Origin of the sequence: Cellvibrio polysaccharolyticus, from assembly GCF_015182315.1 — a bacterium.
In the GTDB taxonomy this organism is placed as follows: Bacteria; Pseudomonadota; Gammaproteobacteria; order Pseudomonadales; family Cellvibrionaceae; genus Cellvibrio; species Cellvibrio polysaccharolyticus.
In genome coordinates this window covers 3,653,757-3,669,750 of record NZ_PRDL01000001.1, presented here as the reverse complement: position 1 = coordinate 3,669,750, position 15,994 = coordinate 3,653,757, and the positions used below count along the sequence as shown (strand labels likewise).

Genomic DNA, 15,994 nt, shown 5'->3' with positions numbered 1-15,994 from the left:
AATAAAAAACCGGCGTTCAAGCCGGTTTTTTATTGGTAACGTCAACGAATTATTGCAAAGGGTAGAGCAGATAAATCGGCGCATCCGATAATTGCAATTTTTCTACCGGTTGCCCCAGACTATCCAAAATGCGCTCAGGATTTTCCGGCGCTGCATAATCCGCAACGCCACCATTGCACCATGCCATCATCACTTTATGGGTTTCAGTGGCAAACTCAAAAACGTATTGCTGTTCTGCGGTGTCATGCTTTTGTACAAATTTTGCTTTGCCCAGCAGCTGCATAAAAACTGCCAGCGCTGCAAATGCCGGTCGCACCCGGAAGCCGTCCTTATCGTCAATCAAGCCGTAACCATGGGCAGATAACCGCCACCAGAATACTTGCTCCACATGACCGGAGCACAAGCTGATAACCAGATAGCGCAGCATATACCAGGCGTAAGCGTCTTCGCTTTCGCCCGGCTGGGTTTCACGCCATTTGGGTGCTTCGTAAGGGCAGCCGATCGGTGACCAGATGCCGGTGTATTTAACCGGCCAGTTCACTTCTGAAACAATGACCTTGTCATCGCAGCTGTCTGACCACTGCGCCAGTGCTTTTAACAGGGCGCATTTTTCCAGTGTGGAAAACTTGCCCTGTTTATTTTCCGGGGCGCCGCGGCGATCTACATACAGCAGTTGCGACAGCGCCTGAAGTTTCTTGCCGGTGGGCAGGGATTTAAGCGCAGCAATAACCGGATGATATTCAAAATCAATACAGGCGGGGCCGGTGAGGCGAATATTAGGAAAGCGCTCCTGCAAAGCAAATGCCGGCCACATGAGCGCGGCATATTCGGTATCGCTCCACACGCCCCATTTAACGCGGTTGAAGGCATGGGTGACTTCAAAGTGTTCCACCTTGTCAGCGGTAGCGCTGATGACACGCTCCAAAAAGTTTGCCCAGCTTTTCGGTTCAAGCAGGGCGCGGCGGTCTTGCAAAAATGCCACCATCACACCGACGCCTTGCTGGTGCAAGCGCTCAATCAGCTCAATACCACGCTGCCAGTCGGCCTCGGTTTCATGGTGGCAAAAGCGGATCAATACCGGCGGATTGCCAAGCTGATTTAACAGACGTAATTCTTCTTCAATGTAATCCGGGTGCGGATGCAGAGCTACACCAATGCGGTTTTGTAAGGTCACCGGTTGCTGGTAGCTGGTGGCGAGCAACCTGTTGTAATTTTTAAAAATGGCGGGCAGTGCCAACATGGAATGCATGGCACTGCGCAATACATAACCCAAATCGCGGAAACGATTTTTTTCATGCCGCTCCAGCACCGTCATCGGCTGGGCTGATTTTTCATCCCACAGCCAGATATCCTGTAATGACGGATAAACCGGGCGCGCCGCTGGCGGGTTGCGACGTTGTTTGAGCGTGCGCAGCGGGTGGCGCAGCTTGCGGCTGCGGGTGTGCCACTCAAAACGGCGGCGGAATTTTTTCTCGAAGCGATCCAGTTCGGCAGGAATGGCTTCGTGATTGGAATAGATAAACTTGAAAATTTTCAGGTAGGCGCCGGGCAGAATAATGCGTGATAAATCAAACGCCCGTTGTTTGTTGTTCAGCGGTGTTGCCTGAGTCTGCGCGCGGTTGAGATCAATCAGTTGTGGCGCAGCATAACTGCCATCGGCGTTGCGAGGTAACAGAATATTCTGGTTGCCCATATCGCCGTGCATAAAGCCGGCATCGTGCATGGCGCGAATGGTCGGTGCCAACGCCAGCAAGACATCCATCAAGGGGGCGTTGTCGCGCTGGTTGTAATAAATATCGGATAGCACATCGCGGAAGCAGGGCGCTGGCTGGTATTCGCACAGGTAATAACTTTCCAGCAGGTTTTTATCTTCCCAACGATCCAGGTAGGCGATAGGCGCCGGGGTGCCGACATTGTGCGTTTGCAAATAGTTGGCAGCGTGGTAGGAACGTGCTGCTTTCGAGCCGTGACGGTGGTCGTAGCGGTCTTTCAGCGCACGCTGGCGTTTGAATATTTTCACCGTAACCCACAATTCTGCGTCGGCCAGTTGCAACGGCAGCTTCACCACATAATCGGCACCTTTGGACAACCGCTCAACGCGATCACCGTTCAGCAACTGCGGTAACTGTTGCAACTGCCGATGTAGCGTTTCGGTATCGAATTGCGGGGCTACTGCGCCTTGCCAGACGCCATCACTAAACATGCTGGTCAAACGAAAACCTCAGGAGGAAATGTTGTTTTTCTGTTTGAACTGTTGTTCAAACAACTTGGCTTCGGTCAGAAAGAAATAGTTGGCTTCCAGGTGCGCTTTGATTACACCGCGCCAGCCACATAAACAAAAGCGGTGCAGCAAATACAACTTTAAAAACATCACCGGGTAAATCAGTAACATGCGCGCTGCGGAAAAGCGGCGACCTTTTTCCAGTCGCTGGCGGGCTTTGAGTGTGGAGTAACGGTTTTTTTTATCAGCGAGAATTTCTGCTGAGTCATGACCGTAGTGTTTGATGACCACGGGCAGAATGCGCGCCGGTAAATCCACGTCGATATGTTCGTGCACCAGATCGGTTTCCCGCCAGCGCGCTGCCGATTTCGGGTAGGCCTTGCGAAAATGTTTCATCTTGGCGAAGCGCATGCTGGCGCCCATAAAATAATCGTCGCGGTGAAACGCAAAGCTGTGACCCGGGTAATCAATAATGGCTTTTTTGATCGCGATGACACCACCGGGAGGCAGCACTTCGTCACCATCCAGATTAATCACCCAGTCGTTACTGCACTGCGCCATAGCAAAGGCTTTTTGCCGGGCAAACCCCAGCCAGGGCTGATGCACAATACGGGCGCCGTGGCGTTCGGCAATAGCGAGTGTCGCATCGGTCGAGCCGGAATCGACCAGCACAATTTCATCGGCCTCGGCGAGGCTGGTCAGCACCTCGTCAAGATGCGCAGCAGCGTTCAGCGTGATCAGGTAGGCGCTGATTTTCGGGAGTGGTTGTGACATGAGCGTCGGCGTCATCCTTCAATATGGTTGGTGTTATCGACCCCAGTAACCCAGGCTTTTGCGAATTTTATATTTGCGCAACAGGTTCCAGGGTTTGCTACGCGGGTTCTTGCCACCCTGAGCGATGAAGGCGTCAATGGCATCGAGAATGCGCTCCGCCGAGTGGCCATCCTGCAGGGGGTGAATTTCTTCACCGAAATGTTTGATCTCCTGCATCAGCGCCGACGGACGAGCCAAGGCCTGTTCAATCGCCGGCTCAAATTCTTCCGGGCTTTGGATATCAATCAGCTGTGGGCCCGGGCGGCGGTTTTTAAAGGTGACTACCGGTTTACCGGTTAGCAAAAATTCACTCAACGCTGACGAGGTATCGGAACACATCATATCGGCTTCGGGAAACAATTCCAGGATGTTGTCATTGGTGGCGAAGTGCAGATTTTCGCTCTCCAGTGCCTGAAACTTTGCGCGGGTTTCGGCATTCATTTTCGGGTGCAGGGTAACCACCCAGCGCCAGCGCCCCGACTCGGACAGGCGTTTAACTTCCGGGTACAAGGTTTCAGCCGCACTCCACGAGGGCGAAAACGTAGAGTGGTAGAGAATAACCGGGCGCTCTTTTACCGGCGGAACGCCTGCGCCCAGCGATTGAAAAAATTCGTCCAGCTTTGGCCAGCCGGTTTCGACCACACTGAAGTAACGGTGCTTTTCAGCGAGCGCCTGAAATTGGCGTGTGTCACGCGGGCCGGTAGTGCAGTAAAGGTCGAATAACCCGCGAATATAAATATGGCGCGGTTTTCCGGCATCGAAGCCGTGAAAGGTTTGCACTTTTACACCGGGGAAAAAGTGCGGAACCAGATTGTTGGGGGTTATCACCGCAATCGGGTTCCAGGCTTTCACCGCTTCAACCGTGGTCAGCAGCCTGTCCTGTGGGGTTAAATCTTCCGCACCCGGCCCGCCAAAAAACCAGGCCACCTCGTCACCTCTGGCGCGAATGGCGGCTTCAATAGGGCGGATGATGGCCTGTGTGTAGCGCTCCGAGCCATAGAATAAATAGTGTTTCGGCATGGTCTGGTTCCGGATTCAAGACGATTTAAGCATGCGGTGGTTACGAGCCGCTTGCAAGCCATGGAGGCTTGCCCGCAACACAGGGCGCTATTATGCCGGATGCGGGCACCGGTTGAGGAATGGATTTTCGCCCCGGATGTTCCGGGGCAGGGTATTGGTGCGCCCGGTCAGGGGTTAACCATCAGCAAAGAAAAAGGTTTTGGCGCTGTCTCTGCGGCCTGGTGGTCAGAGCCATCCAGCTGTTCTACTTGTTGTACCGGTAAATGCGCCTGGCTATTGAGGTGCCACTGTTGCGGATCAAACGATGGCTCCCAGGCGCCCACGCTGAGATCGGTCAGCGGGCGCTGTTGCCAGCGCAGGGCATTAACCGTTTTCCCGGCAGGCAGAGCGGCGGTAGCCAATATCACTTTTTCGCCCTGGTGGTCATCGCGGTAAATCAAATGCACGAGGCTGGCATCTGGTTTATTTTTAATCAGCAACACCGAACGGGATATCGGCGGGCGTTTGGTGCCGATGCCGGATAGTGAAAAATCGGCAGCGGTTTTCGGGCCATCAAACACTTGCCAGCGGTCGCCGTCCGGCGTGACTACCCGATAGCGCGGCGCATCGCCCGGTTTGGCAGACCAGTAGTTGGCAATAAAAGGGCGTGAATTGGCATCGGCGGCAATGGCGGGCGGGTTCATCAAATTGCTGTTTTGCGGAATTACCACCGCGTAATCGGCGGTGGCATCGGTAATCGGAATGGCGTAATTGGCACCTTTCACCGTCTGCCAGGTTTTGCCCTGATCCGCAGAGCGTGCGTAAGCGAGGTTGTAATTGGAGGCTACGTCCGGCGTTTCGCGCCAATTCCAGGCCAAATGCAACACGCCCCTGGCGTCTATAGTCATATCCCAGTAGGCGCTGCGTTTGCCTTCACCATCGATAAGCACGTCGTGACGACGTGACCACTGGTGCGTTTTATGGTCGTAATGATTGACCACCAGCACGCCTCTGCCCGAGCCGCCGTGGCGATAGTTGAATAACAGATCGCCATTATTCAACCGGTAAAACTGCGGGTAAGTTACCGAGTTTTCGTGCTTGCCGGTCATGCTGACCAGCTCGCCCAATTCCAGGCTGCCGGGGGCGACGGCTACCGCATATTTCAGCGGGGTGTTGTGGTGGTCAAAAGAGACATGCAGAAACCCGCTGCCATCCACCACCAGACTCAGGTGGTTGTGTGCATCCACCACGTTGGCCTGGTAAGGGCTCACACGGGTTTGCCATGTCTCGTCATCCAGCGTCCGTTTTGCCAGCACCAGATAGCCCTGCTGGTTATAAAAACCGGCGTACTGCACATTACCTTCGGTAAATACACTTTGGCGAACACCTGCCAGCACATTCACCGAGCTGCCTGCCCAGGCATTGTTATCAATGGTAATCAGTGTGGCAGATGGCGCCGCGATGGCGGGGCCGGTGAGTAGTGATATACCCAGCAGCAGAGCCGCAAGAAAAGCACGCATAAGATTGTCTCATTATTATTTATGGGTAGTGCGATAGAGGATGGAAAATAGGCGATACGGTGAGGGATGTAAAGCAGGGCATTTACCAATGCCTTCCAGGGATTAAAAAAACCTCTTATTTTTTCACTCTGAGTCCAAGTGCCATTCTGTCCGTTTGCCATTAGTGCATTTGTTCCAAAAACGCATGAATACATTCCCTGTAGCTCCGACGAGTCATCCCTGACTCGACGGTTTTGGAACAAATGCCCTAATGCCAAACTCGCATTGTGCAGATTTAACTTTTGTCAGTAGCCTGACGCTATTTATAACTTTAATGATAGGCCATTATTTTTTTTGCCAGCGCTCAGCGGCGGTGTGATCGGAGTTTTTTGCGGTTACCCAATTTTCTGCATCGGGTTGTATTTCTTTTTTCCACAAGGTTGCACGGCTTTTTAGCAAATCCATAATATATTGCGCTGCCTCGAAAGCCGCCGCGCGGTGTTCGCTGGCAACGCCCACCAGTACAATATTGTCGCCTGCCTGCAAGGTGCCAACGCGATGAATGATGGTAACAGCCAGTAACGGCCAGCGCTGCCTGGCCTCTTCGGCTATTTCGGAAAATACCCGCTCGGTCATGCCCGGGTAGTGTTCAATAAATAGCGCGCTTACTGTTTGTTGTTCGCTGAACTCCCGCACTCGCCCGATAAACAAAACAATGCCACCTGCATTCGGTGCCGCTTTTACCAGGCGTTGGTATTCTGCGCCGGTATCAAAGTCGGTTTGTTGGATGGCGATCATTCAGCCTCCGGTTACCGGTGGGAAAAATGCAATTTCATCACCGGCCTGGATTAACGTACCTGTTTTCGCCATTTCCCGGTTGCGGCTGATTAATATATTGGGTGCGGTGAGCACTTCTTGCCATTGCGGGTATTGTTGCAATAACCCTTGCAGCAGCGTGGCAACCGTTGCGTTTTTTTCAGCGGCGGGAAGTTGCAACTCTGCGCAGCCCAGAGTTTCGCGCAATGAAGCAAAAAATAATATTTTAATCATATCGGCGAGAGTCTCTTCATCAATACCCGGCCATCATCGCGTGCCGGACAATGCATTTTAATCGGTGCTGCGAGTGCTGTTAGTTGTGGGGGCAATCCAATGGCCGTTTTTTCCGCCGGACTTTTCGCACAAGGCAATCGGGCCAATCACCATGGCCGGGTCCACCGCTTTGCACATATCGTAAAGCGTCAATGCCGCTACCGATGCGGCGGTCATGGCTTCCATCTCCACACCGGTTTTGCCATGCAGTGAACAGCGCGCTTGCAAGGTGATAACACCGGAGGTGGCATCGCAATCGAATTCAATAGTGATTTTTTCCAGCGCCAGCGGATGGCATAGCGGGATCAGCTCGGGCGTTTTTTTTGCGGCCATAATACCGGCGATGCGCGCCGTGGCCAGTACATCGCCCTTGGGGATTTTTCCGGCGCTGATCATGGCAACCACTTCCGGTCGGGTTTGCACCCGCGCTTCGGCAATCGCTTCGCGTTTGGTCGGAGTTTTTTCTCCCACATCCACCATGTGCGCCGCGCCTTTGGCATCAAGATGGGTAAGCGCGGTCATGAGTGGGCACCGGTGCTGTTTTTCAGGTGTACCACAAAATTGCAGGGGCGATGATTCACGTCCAGCTGCGATTGTAAAATACCATCCCAGGCGGTTTTGCAGGCGCCGGTTGAGCCGGGCAGGCAGAAAATCAAGGTGCGGTTGGCAAAGCCTGCGAGGCAGCGCGATTGCAAGGTAGAAACGCCAATCTGTTCATAGGAAATACTGCGGAACAATTCACCGAAACCATCAATGGTTTTATCCAGCAAAGGTTTGATGGCTTCCGGGGTAACATCGCGTATGGCCATGCCGGTGCCGCCGGTAATCAACACCACCTGGATGGCCGGGTCTGCAATCCAGCCGGAGACCACCGCGCGGATGCGATAAATATCGTCGGGAATCAGTTGCCGGTCGGCGAGCTGGTGGCCGGCGGCGGTAAGGCGCTCTATTAATAACGCGCCGGAGGTGTCCTGCTCCAATTGACGGGTATCAGAAACCGTGAGTACCGCAATGGCAAGGGGTTGAGTGGTTTTTAGCAGGTCAGACATGATGATTTCCAAATAGTCGGTTTAAATAAACCCGGTGCTCGACAGAAGTCTTGCGGCTTTTTCTGTTCATCCTCAGCCGCCAATCATTGCCAGGTGGCGGGTTTTGCCGGGGTTGTATTCGTGTAAACCGTGGGTTTGTTTTTTTTGCTGAATCAAATGCGTCAGCCGGTGTTTCAAGGCTTCGGTATTGTCATCCTGTAATGCATTACGCAGGCTTTGATGTGCTTCGGCAAACAGGCATAAAAACAAATCGCCCTGGCTGGAAACCCGCAAGCGATTGCAATCATCACAAAAGTTTTTGCTGTAGGGCATGATCAAACCGATACCGCCCTGGTATTGCGGGTGCATAAATTCCTGTGCGGGCCCGGCGTGTTCCGGGCGAATAACCGGTAGCCAGCCCTGTTGCAATAATTGCTGTTTAATATCCTGGGCGCGTACATGTTGGCGAGCAAAAAAATCAGCGGACTTGCCGGTTTGCATCAATTCGATAAAACGTAGCGTTATGGGCCGGTCTTTGACAAAGTCGGTGAAGCGATGCAGTTCATTGGCATTGTGCTCACGCATCAATACGCTGTTGATTTTCAGCTGCTGAAAACCGGCGTTCTCTGCCAGTGCCAGCCCGCGCAAAATATTGTCGAATTTTTTGCTGCCGGTAATCAGTTGAAATTGCAGCGGGTCGAGGCTGTCGAGGCTGACGTTGAGTGTATCCAGCCCGGCATCGCGCCAGCGCAATACATCTTTATCCAGACGGTAACCGTTGGTGGTGAGCGATACCGTTTCAATGCCCGGTGTGTTTTTGCATACCCGGATAATGTCGCAAAGATCGGTCCGTAACGAGGGCTCGCCACCGGTAATGCGTATTTTGCGGGTGCCCAGTTCAGCAAAGCCTTTCGCCAGCCGGGCAATTTCATCCACGCGCAATTCGCCGCTGCGATCGGTGCAATCGTTGCCGTCGGGCAAACAGTAGTTGCAACGAAAGTTGCACACTTCCGTGATGGAAAGCCGCAGGTAGGAAAACTGCCTGGCAAAATTGTCGGTCAGTGTGGCGCTCATAGCGAAGAATATCGGTCAGCCAAAAAATACCGGTGCTGGTTTTAAACGCCGGGATGTATGCGAGCGGCTGCAACTCCTGTGCCAGTACTTATTTGGTGCGTAAATCGCGAGTAATGAGCCAATTGCGCCCGAAATTATTTGCTCTTCGCACTGTTAATGACCGCTTACAAGTGATGAAGAAAGGTTTCTGTATCAAAACAGGGCGTTTTTGGAGGTAGGAGATTGTTGCATTGGTGGTAATGACTTTCTCTTCACAATGTCGTACTTTTCCTTTTTTGTGTCGCTCCGGATAAAGGCGCGCTGTAAAGGGAGAAAAAAATAATATGACGGTTATAGGAATTGATCTCGGAACAACCAATAGTGCCTGCGGTTATTGGGGCGAGGCGGGAGCAACATTGGTGCCCAATCGCCTTGGCGAGCTATTAACACCCTCTGTGGTGGGGCTGGATGAGTCGGGAAAGGTGGTGGTCGGTAAAACAGCCAAAGAGCGGCTGATTGACCACAGCGATAAAACAGTTGGCGCGTTCAAACGCTTGATGGGAAGTAACCACAAGGTTCAGCTGGCCGACCAGGTATTTTCCGCTCCGGAGCTATCTTCCCTGATTCTCCGGTCTTTAAAGGAGGATGCCGAAAGCCATTTGGGGGTAGAGGTTACCGAGGCTGTTATCAGCGTTCCTGCCTACTTCAACGAGAGCCAGCGACAGGCAACCCGTATGGCCGGTGAGCTCGCCGGCTTGAAAGTACAGCGGCTTATTAACGAACCTACGGCGGCCGCCATCGCTTATGGCCTTAACGATAAACAGGAAGGAACCTTTCTGATTCTCGACTTTGGCGGCGGTACCTTCGATGTCACCATACTGGAATTCTTCGATGGCATTATGGAAGTGCATGCCAGTGCCGGCGACAACTTTCTCGGTGGTGAAGATTTTGTTGATGCAATGGTGGATGCGCTGCTAGGTGAGCTGGCGATCGCCCGATCGACACTTTCCAAAAAAACACTGCAAATGCTCTACATGCAAATGGAGACTGCCAAACGTCGTATTAGCCAGATAGACAAATACGATATCACCCTGAATATTGATAATGTGCCATCCACATGGAGCATGACGCCGGATTGGTTTGCCCGCGTTGTTACGCCGTTGATACTGCGCTGCAAGCAGCCGGTTGAGCAGGCGCTGCGCGATGCGAAACTGTCGCTGGGGGCGATAAGCGACATTATTCTGGTTGGTGGTTCTACAAAGCTGGGTTTATTCCGCAACACCATGGCGAGAATGTTGGGGCGGTTTCCGTCCTGTAATCTCGACCCTGATCTGGTAGTAGCAATGGGCGCTGCTGTGCAGGCGGGGCTGGTAGCGCGCAATGAGGCATTGGAGGATATTGTTCTTACGGATATTTGCCCTTACTCGCTGGGCACGTCGGTTGTTAATAATGATAGTCCGAAATATGGCCATTATTTTTTCCCGATTATTGAGCGCAACTCAGTGGTGCCGGCCAGTGTGGTAAGGCGCGTTTTTACGGCGTCAGATATGCAGACCCAGGTAAAAATTGATGTGTACCAGGGCGAGAGTCGTTACGTTAAGAAGAATGTTTTTCTCGGTGATTTAAATATGAGCGTACCTGCTGCGCCGAAAGGGCAGGAGGCAATTGATATCCGTTATTCCTACGATGTAAATGGTCTGCTGGAAGTGGATGCAACCGTTATTTCTACACAAATCACTAGGTCTATTACGCTGGAGCGTAATGCCGGGCAGATGTCTGAATCGCAAAAGCAGGCTTCACATCGAAAACTGGCAGAACTTAAATTTCACCCTCGGGATGGTGAGGAAAACCGGGCGTTGTTGGCCAGAGGTGAACGTTTGTATGAAACCAGCCTTGGTGATTTGCGCGGACAGATCGCTGCACTGTTGGCAAGTTTCGAACGTGTTCTCGAAGAGCAAAACCCCAATGCAATAATGAAAGCACGTAAAAGCTTGCGCGAGACTTTTGACAAACTGGATCGTGAGGAGTGGTTATGAATAACCTGTGGGGGCTGCTGGGAATCGAGCCAACAAATGATGTGCGTGCCATAAAAAAAGCTTATGCGATTCAATTGAAATCTACTCGCCCTGATGAAGATACCAATGCCTTTCAAATGCTGCATCAGGCTTACAAAAAGGCGCTTGCGTTAGTTGAATCGGCAGCCATGCATGAAGCCCGCCCCAGGGTACATTCGGAGATTGAGGGGCAGGACGGCTCGCAGCGCCAGCTTGATGTGCCGCGCGACGATCAGGCTGCCAGCGAACAAGGCAATATCGAAGCTGCTGATTTACAGAGTGAATCCCCCTCGGCTGTTAATGAAAATATTGAGCGTCAGCAGCAGGCGCTGAGAGCACGCCAGGAAGTGTTCATGGCGCTGACGGCTAAGGTGGCTGAGCTGCTGGAATCAAAAAGGCTGGCGGATACTGTTGAACCATGGCGCTTCCTTGAATCAACGCCTTATGTACTGGAAGATGACTTCAACTGGGCTCTTGGTTGCCAGGTTTTTAAAATGTTTGTGGAATTTAGCAAGGTTCGATTGAAGCATCGTAAGTCGGGCGGCTATTACAATCGTAAAATTCCCGACGCGGTGTTGGGGTATTGTAATCAGATATTTTTCTGGAATACGCGGCGCGATTATCTGGAGCAAAATTTTGGTGGCGTCTTTTGCCGGGATCTCTGTTATCAAATAGAGTCTGCTGCATCGCCGGAAATTGGGCTTAAAGTGCGCGGCGGAGTAATAAATTATGAAAAGAGTTCAACACTGAGTACTTTGCATCAGCAGCGCGCTGAAAGAATCAGGGAAAAAAGCCGACATGAGTTGCTGGTTTTTCTCGCTATATTTACTGGATTTGTTCTTTATGTGGTCACCAGATTGACAGGTATTCACTAATAGACATGATAAAAAATAGCGGCTAATACAGCTAACCACATCAGCCGCTATTTTTTCTAAGGTATTACTTCCGCTCCCACCGGCTGATGCAGTAACTGCAAATGCCCGGTGCTGTATTCGCGGGTGCGGTTGGTCAGTTCGATATTGTCATTCAGTTTTTGGCCGTAGGAGGGAACAATGGTTTTAATACGCTCCTGCCACTCACCGGCTACTTTGTCCTTGAAGGTTGTTTCCAGCAATTTCAGCATGATCGGTGCCGCCGTGGAGGCGCCGGGAGACGCGCCGAGCAGTGCCGCCAGGCTGCCATCTTTGGCGGTAACCACCTCGGTGCCGAATTGCAGCACGCCGCCTTTATCCTTGTCGCGTTTGATAATTTGCACGCGCTGGCCTGCGGTAAGCAATGTCCAGTCGTTGGCGTTGGCTTGCGGGAAATAATGGCGCAAGGATTCAATACGCTCTTCATCGCTCAGTAATAATTGGCCGACCAGATATTTGGTGAGGTCAAAATTATCCAGCCCGGCGCGGGTCATCGGGCCGATGTTGTTAGTGGTGATCGACAGCGGTAAATCCATCAATGAGCCTTGCATCAGAAAGCGGGTCGAGAAGGTGGCGAAAGGCCCGAACAAAATGGCTTCTTCACCATCAACCCGACGGGTGTCCAGATGCGGCACAGACATGGGTGGCGAGCCGCTGTCGGCTTTGCCGTATACCTTGGCTTTATGGCGGGCGACCAGCTCCGGGTTTTTGGTCATTAAAAATTGACCGCCGACCGGGAAGCCACCATAACCATCAGCCTCGGGAATGCCGGAGCGTTGTAACAAGGTGAGCGCCGCACCACCGGCACCGATAAATACGAAGCGGGCATTGATGGTGCGAGTGTTGCCGTTGGCGAGGTTGTGAATTTCTACATCCCAGCTGCCATCGTCAGCACGGGAGAGGTTACGCACTTCCTGTTGCAGCGATAAGGTGAAACCGGCGTGGCGTTGCAGCGATTGCACCAGCTGGCGGGTAATTTCCCCAAAGTTAACATCGGTGCCTATCTCCATCCGCGTGGCGGCAATCGGCTCAGTGACCTGGCGGCCTTCCATGACCAGCGGTGCCCACTCACGAATTTGTTCGCCGTCTTCCGAGTAGAGCATGCCGCGAAACAGTGAGCTGTGTTGCAGCGCAGCGTGGCGTTTTTTCAGATATTCCACATTCTCTGCGCCCCATACAAACGTCATGTGCGGCACGTTGGTAATAAAAGACGAGGGGTTGTTCAGTACGCCCTGCTGCACCTGATGTGCCCAGAACTGGCGGGAAATTTCAAACGACTCGTTGATCTCAATTGCTTTGCTGATATCAATACTGCCATCGGCTTTTTCCGGTGTGTAGTTCAACTCGCAAAATGCCGAATGCCCGGTGCCGGCATTATTCCAACCGTAGGAACTTTCAAGTGCAACGGCGTCCAGCCGTTCTACCAGCTCCATTGACCATTCCGGTTCCAGCTCTGCCAGCCAGGTGCCCAGCGTGGCGCTCATCACACCGCCGCCAATCAACAACACATCCACCGAGCGATCCGGTTCTTCTTTTCCTGAACAACTCCACAGGCAAGTGACCAGTAGCAGTACTAATAATTTTTTCATAGAAACCTCTGATCCGAAGGGCAACTGATATGAAAACAAGTGTAGATGGCCGGTGTGAGAAAAAGCAGCCGGTTTGCCTTATTTATGGCGCCAGGATAATAAAACGCGGTGAAGCCTCGTGATTGCGTCAGGAAATTTACGCCAAAAATTGCATCAATAACAACAGTGTGACCTTTGTGTTTCTTAATACAAATTAAATAATGCTGAATTTTTTTTACAGTTCTTTAAAAGTAATCCGTTATTGAATGATAATACGAATGTTGTTTTCGGCGACATTTTTTGTGTCGTGGTCACTTTGCGTTTTTATTCTTGAGGGATTACATGATGTATTTAAGACGTCTTGATATTGGGCGACGCGCTGGTCTTATTTTTGCGCTGTTGGCACTGTTGTTATTAGGATTGGGTGGTTTTGCTTTATTACAAATGAAACATATGGACGGCACCTCCGATTCGATTCGTGAGAATTGGATGCCTTCTGTGGGGGTGGTAGAAAGGTTGTCTTCTACCGCGGGCAGAATTCGTGCCCTGACCTTGCGCAGTATTTTATTAACGGATGCTACGGCGCGCGACAACAGTCTGCGGTCGGTAGATGAACTTGTCGCCAGCATGCCTGCTTTGCTCCAGCAGTACCGCGACACCTTTTCCAATGAGGAGGAGATGGTTGCTTTTGTGCCCTTCGATAAGGCGTGGAGTACTTACATAGAATTGCAACAACGCATTGCCAGTGCGGCGCGCAATGATCAGTACGATGAAGCCTTGCAGCTGGTCAACGGCCCGCTGGCCGACTATGCCAACGAGGTGGCGGCTACCCTGACAACACTGGCGAAATTCAATATAGACGGCGCCCTGCAGGCCACGGTGGTCAGTGAAAATGCGTATAACCTGGCAACGCGGTCGGTGATTATTACGCTGGTCGCCAGCTTGTTGGTGATGGCTTTGCTGGCGGCGTTGTTAACGCGCAGTATCGTAACGCCACTCAATAACGTAGTGCATTTTGCCGAAGTGATTGCCTCTGGCGATTTGCGCCCCACCATTGAAATAACTGGCAAAGATGAACTCTCCCGGTTGCAAATGGCGCTGCACCAGATGCAACAAAATTTGTATAACACCATTCAGCAAATTGCCAATTCCTCCAGCCAGTTGGCCTCTGCCTCGGAAGAACTGCATGCGGTAACAGAAGACTCCACGCGCGGCTTGCATCAACAAAGCAGTGAAATTGACCTGGCCGCTACCGCCGTTAACGAGATGACCGTGGCGGCTGAAGATGTTGCCCGCAATGCGGTCGATACCTCGGAGGCAACCCGCAATTCTGCCACGACGGCACAGCTCGGTCGTGACCAGGCTCGCCAGGCGGTGGCGTCTATCAGTGACCTGGTGGCCGATGTGACCGGCACTGCCGAGCAGGTGGGCAATTTGGCTGCTAAAGTTCGGGATATTGGCCAGGTGCTTGATGTGATTCGAGCCATTGCCGAACAGACCAATTTGCTGGCATTGAACGCTGCCATTGAGGCCGCCCGTGCTGGCGATGCCGGGCGTGGTTTTGCCGTGGTGGCTGATGAAGTGCGCGCTCTGGCGCATCGCACCCAGCAATCCACCCGCGAAATAGAACAGATGATCAGCGGCATTCAGACGGATACCGATCAGGCGGTCGGGGCAATGCAAACCAGCCAGCAGCGCGCGCAGTTGACTATCAATGTGGCTCGGGCGGTGGGTGAAGCACTGGAGCAAATATCCGATTCTGTCGCTGCGATTAATGATCGCAATCTGGTGATTGCCAGCGCCGCCGAGCAGCAGGCCCAGGTTGCTCGCGAGGTAGATCTCAACCTGACCAACATCCGCGATTTTTCGGTGCAAACATCCGCGGGTGCCAATCAGACCAGTGCATCGAGTCAGGAACTGTCGCATCTGGCGGTTGGCTTGAATGAGATGGTGACCAAATTCCGCTTGTAAATATCGACGCTGCGTTTCACTTGATAAGGATCGTTGTATGCAGAGTATGTATGTTGGCAGGTTACTGATCGGGCTCGCCTGCGCCGCTCCTTTGTCTGTTCTGGCAGAGGAAACGGCGCTGGCATCTTTCAACCGTCCGGGCATCGGTTTTGGTGCGGAAGTGCTGGCGCCCGGGCAGTTTGCCTGGGAGCAGGGGCTTCCGGATTTCAGTCGCGACGGACCCGCCCGCCAGTATGCGCTGAATACCCGCTGGCGGCTGGGGCTCGGGCATGCGGCAGAATTGCATCTCGCGACCAACGGCTATCAGTGGCAACGCGGCGATGAAAAAGTTGATGGGCGTGGTGATAGTGAATTGGCATTGAAGTATCAGTTGCCGTCATCGCGGGAAGATATTGCCTGGGGCTTGATGGCAACTTATAGCTATGCCGGTGGTGAGCAACCCTTTACCGCGGGTGATCATTCCCGTGGGCTCGCCGTCAGCATCGCCAAAACTCTGGCTTCCGGACGCAGTCTGGCTGGCTATGTTGGTTATACGCGTTATCAACAACATGACATCTGGACGGTTTCGCCAGCCGTCACCTTTTACAGCGGGCCGGTTTTCAGTGCTTACAGCGAAGCGGGGTTGAGCTGGGGAGATGGCGTGGATGCCACGCAGGTGGCGGGCGCCGGTGGCACCTGGCGTATTTCCCGGCAAGTGCAACTGGACGTATGGTTTCTGGGCGGGTTAAACCGTGAAGCTACCGATTGGCAGGGTGGCTTTGGTGTGTCCTGGGTGTCGCGGTAGCGGG

General features: G+C 52.7%; 14 protein-coding genes. 4 read left to right on the top strand and 10 right to left on the bottom strand.

Annotated elements, in window-relative coordinates; translation table 11 throughout:
* Positions 1-49: 49 nt before the first annotated feature.
* From C4F51_RS15385 to moaA, 9 genes are all read right to left on the bottom strand, one after another.
* A complete protein-coding gene (locus C4F51_RS15385) occupies positions 50-2,203 on the bottom strand; it encodes a lipopolysaccharide kinase InaA family protein (RefSeq protein ID WP_193912628.1) in 2,154 nt (717 codons plus the stop codon).
* Positions 2,204-2,221: 18 nt separating this feature from the next.
* Positions 2,222-2,995: a glycosyltransferase family 2 protein gene (locus C4F51_RS15380; protein ID WP_193911292.1), complete on the bottom strand. Its 774-nt coding sequence runs from the start codon at positions 2,993-2,995 to the stop codon at positions 2,222-2,224.
* Positions 2,996-3,028: 33 nt separating this feature from the next.
* On the bottom strand, positions 3,029-4,054 hold the full coding sequence (locus C4F51_RS15375; RefSeq protein WP_193911290.1) for a CDP-glycerol glycerophosphotransferase family protein: 1,026 nt from the start codon (positions 4,052-4,054) through the stop codon (positions 3,029-3,031).
* A gap of 167 nt (positions 4,055-4,221) precedes the next feature.
* Entirely contained in the window at positions 4,222-5,553 is a 1,332-nt protein-coding gene (locus tag C4F51_RS15370) for a BNR repeat-containing protein (protein WP_193911288.1), read from the bottom strand.
* A 324-nt stretch (positions 5,554-5,877) separates the two neighbouring features.
* Positions 5,878-6,330 carry a molybdopterin synthase catalytic subunit MoaE gene (moaE, locus tag C4F51_RS15365; protein WP_193911286.1) on the bottom strand — a complete coding sequence of 151 codons (453 nt, stop codon included), beginning with the start codon at positions 6,328-6,330 and terminating at the stop codon, positions 5,878-5,880.
* On the bottom strand, positions 6,331-6,582 hold the full coding sequence (locus C4F51_RS15360; RefSeq protein WP_193911284.1) for a MoaD/ThiS family protein: 252 nt from the start codon (positions 6,580-6,582) through the stop codon (positions 6,331-6,333).
* A 57-nt stretch (positions 6,583-6,639) separates the two neighbouring features.
* Positions 6,640-7,143 (bottom strand): cyclic pyranopterin monophosphate synthase MoaC, encoded by a 504-nt coding sequence (moaC, locus tag C4F51_RS15355; RefSeq protein WP_193911283.1) that lies wholly within the window; start codon positions 7,141-7,143, stop codon positions 6,640-6,642.
* Entirely contained in the window at positions 7,140-7,670 is a 531-nt protein-coding gene (gene moaB, locus C4F51_RS15350) for a molybdenum cofactor biosynthesis protein B (RefSeq protein ID WP_193911281.1), read from the bottom strand. Before moaB ends, moaC begins: the two co-directional genes overlap by 4 nt.
* A gap of 72 nt (positions 7,671-7,742) precedes the next feature.
* Positions 7,743-8,723, bottom strand: a complete 981-nt coding sequence (gene moaA / locus C4F51_RS15345; RefSeq protein WP_193911279.1) for a GTP 3',8-cyclase MoaA — start codon at positions 8,721-8,723, stop codon at positions 7,743-7,745.
* Positions 8,724-9,046: 323 nt separating this feature from the next.
* Here moaA and C4F51_RS15340 point away from each other — a divergent pair, with 323 nt between their 5' ends.
* Together C4F51_RS15340 and C4F51_RS15335 are read left to right on the top strand one after the other, a co-directional pair.
* Complete coding sequence (locus tag C4F51_RS15340) at positions 9,047-10,738, top strand: molecular chaperone HscC (RefSeq protein WP_193911277.1); 1,692 nt, start codon at positions 9,047-9,049, stop codon at positions 10,736-10,738.
* Complete coding sequence (locus C4F51_RS15335) at positions 10,735-11,631, top strand: J domain-containing protein (protein WP_193911275.1); 897 nt, start codon at positions 10,735-10,737, stop codon at positions 11,629-11,631. Before C4F51_RS15340 ends, C4F51_RS15335 begins: the two co-directional genes overlap by 4 nt.
* Before the next feature lie 56 nt (positions 11,632-11,687).
* Here C4F51_RS15335 and mqo read toward each other — a convergent pair whose 3' ends face one another.
* A complete protein-coding gene (gene mqo, locus C4F51_RS15330) occupies positions 11,688-13,256 on the bottom strand; it encodes a malate dehydrogenase (quinone) (RefSeq protein ID WP_193911273.1) in 1,569 nt (522 codons plus the stop codon).
* Between the two features lie 321 nt (positions 13,257-13,577).
* Here mqo and C4F51_RS15325 point away from each other — a divergent pair, with 321 nt between their 5' ends.
* Both C4F51_RS15325 and C4F51_RS15320 read left to right on the top strand, forming a co-directional pair.
* On the top strand, positions 13,578-15,206 hold the full coding sequence (locus C4F51_RS15325; RefSeq protein WP_202987703.1) for a methyl-accepting chemotaxis protein: 1,629 nt from the start codon (positions 13,578-13,580) through the stop codon (positions 15,204-15,206).
* A 37-nt stretch (positions 15,207-15,243) separates the two neighbouring features.
* A complete protein-coding gene (locus C4F51_RS15320; protein WP_193911271.1) occupies positions 15,244-15,990 on the top strand; it encodes a transporter in 747 nt (248 codons plus the stop codon).
* Positions 15,991-15,994: the final 4 nt, after the last annotated feature.

Coding starts and splice junctions, on each gene's coding strand:
- C4F51_RS15385 (WP_193912628.1), bottom strand. CDS start 2,203: ATGTTTAGTGATGGCGTCTGGCAAGGCGCAGTAGCCCCGCAATTCGAT.
- C4F51_RS15380 (WP_193911292.1), bottom strand. CDS start 2,995: ATGTCACAACCACTCCCGAAAATCAGCGCCTACCTGATCACGCTGAAC.
- C4F51_RS15375 (WP_193911290.1), bottom strand. CDS start 4,054: ATGCCGAAACACTATTTATTCTATGGCTCGGAGCGCTACACACAGGCC.
- C4F51_RS15370 (WP_193911288.1), bottom strand. CDS start 5,553: ATGCGTGCTTTTCTTGCGGCTCTGCTGCTGGGTATATCACTACTCACC.
- moaE (WP_193911286.1), bottom strand. CDS start 6,330: ATGATCGCCATCCAACAAACCGACTTTGATACCGGCGCAGAATACCAA.
- C4F51_RS15360 (WP_193911284.1), bottom strand. CDS start 6,582: ATGATTAAAATATTATTTTTTGCTTCATTGCGCGAAACTCTGGGCTGC.
- moaC (WP_193911283.1), bottom strand. CDS start 7,143: ATGACCGCGCTTACCCATCTTGATGCCAAAGGCGCGGCGCACATGGTG.
- moaB (WP_193911281.1), bottom strand. CDS start 7,670: ATGTCTGACCTGCTAAAAACCACTCAACCCCTTGCCATTGCGGTACTC.
- moaA (WP_193911279.1), bottom strand. CDS start 8,723: ATGAGCGCCACACTGACCGACAATTTTGCCAGGCAGTTTTCCTACCTG.
- C4F51_RS15340 (WP_193911277.1), top strand. CDS start 9,047: ATGACGGTTATAGGAATTGATCTCGGAACAACCAATAGTGCCTGCGGT.
- C4F51_RS15335 (WP_193911275.1), top strand. CDS start 10,735: ATGAATAACCTGTGGGGGCTGCTGGGAATCGAGCCAACAAATGATGTG.
- mqo (WP_193911273.1), bottom strand. CDS start 13,256: ATGAAAAAATTATTAGTACTGCTACTGGTCACTTGCCTGTGGAGTTGT.
- C4F51_RS15325 (WP_202987703.1), top strand. CDS start 13,578: ATGATGTATTTAAGACGTCTTGATATTGGGCGACGCGCTGGTCTTATT.
- C4F51_RS15320 (WP_193911271.1), top strand. CDS start 15,244: ATGCAGAGTATGTATGTTGGCAGGTTACTGATCGGGCTCGCCTGCGCC.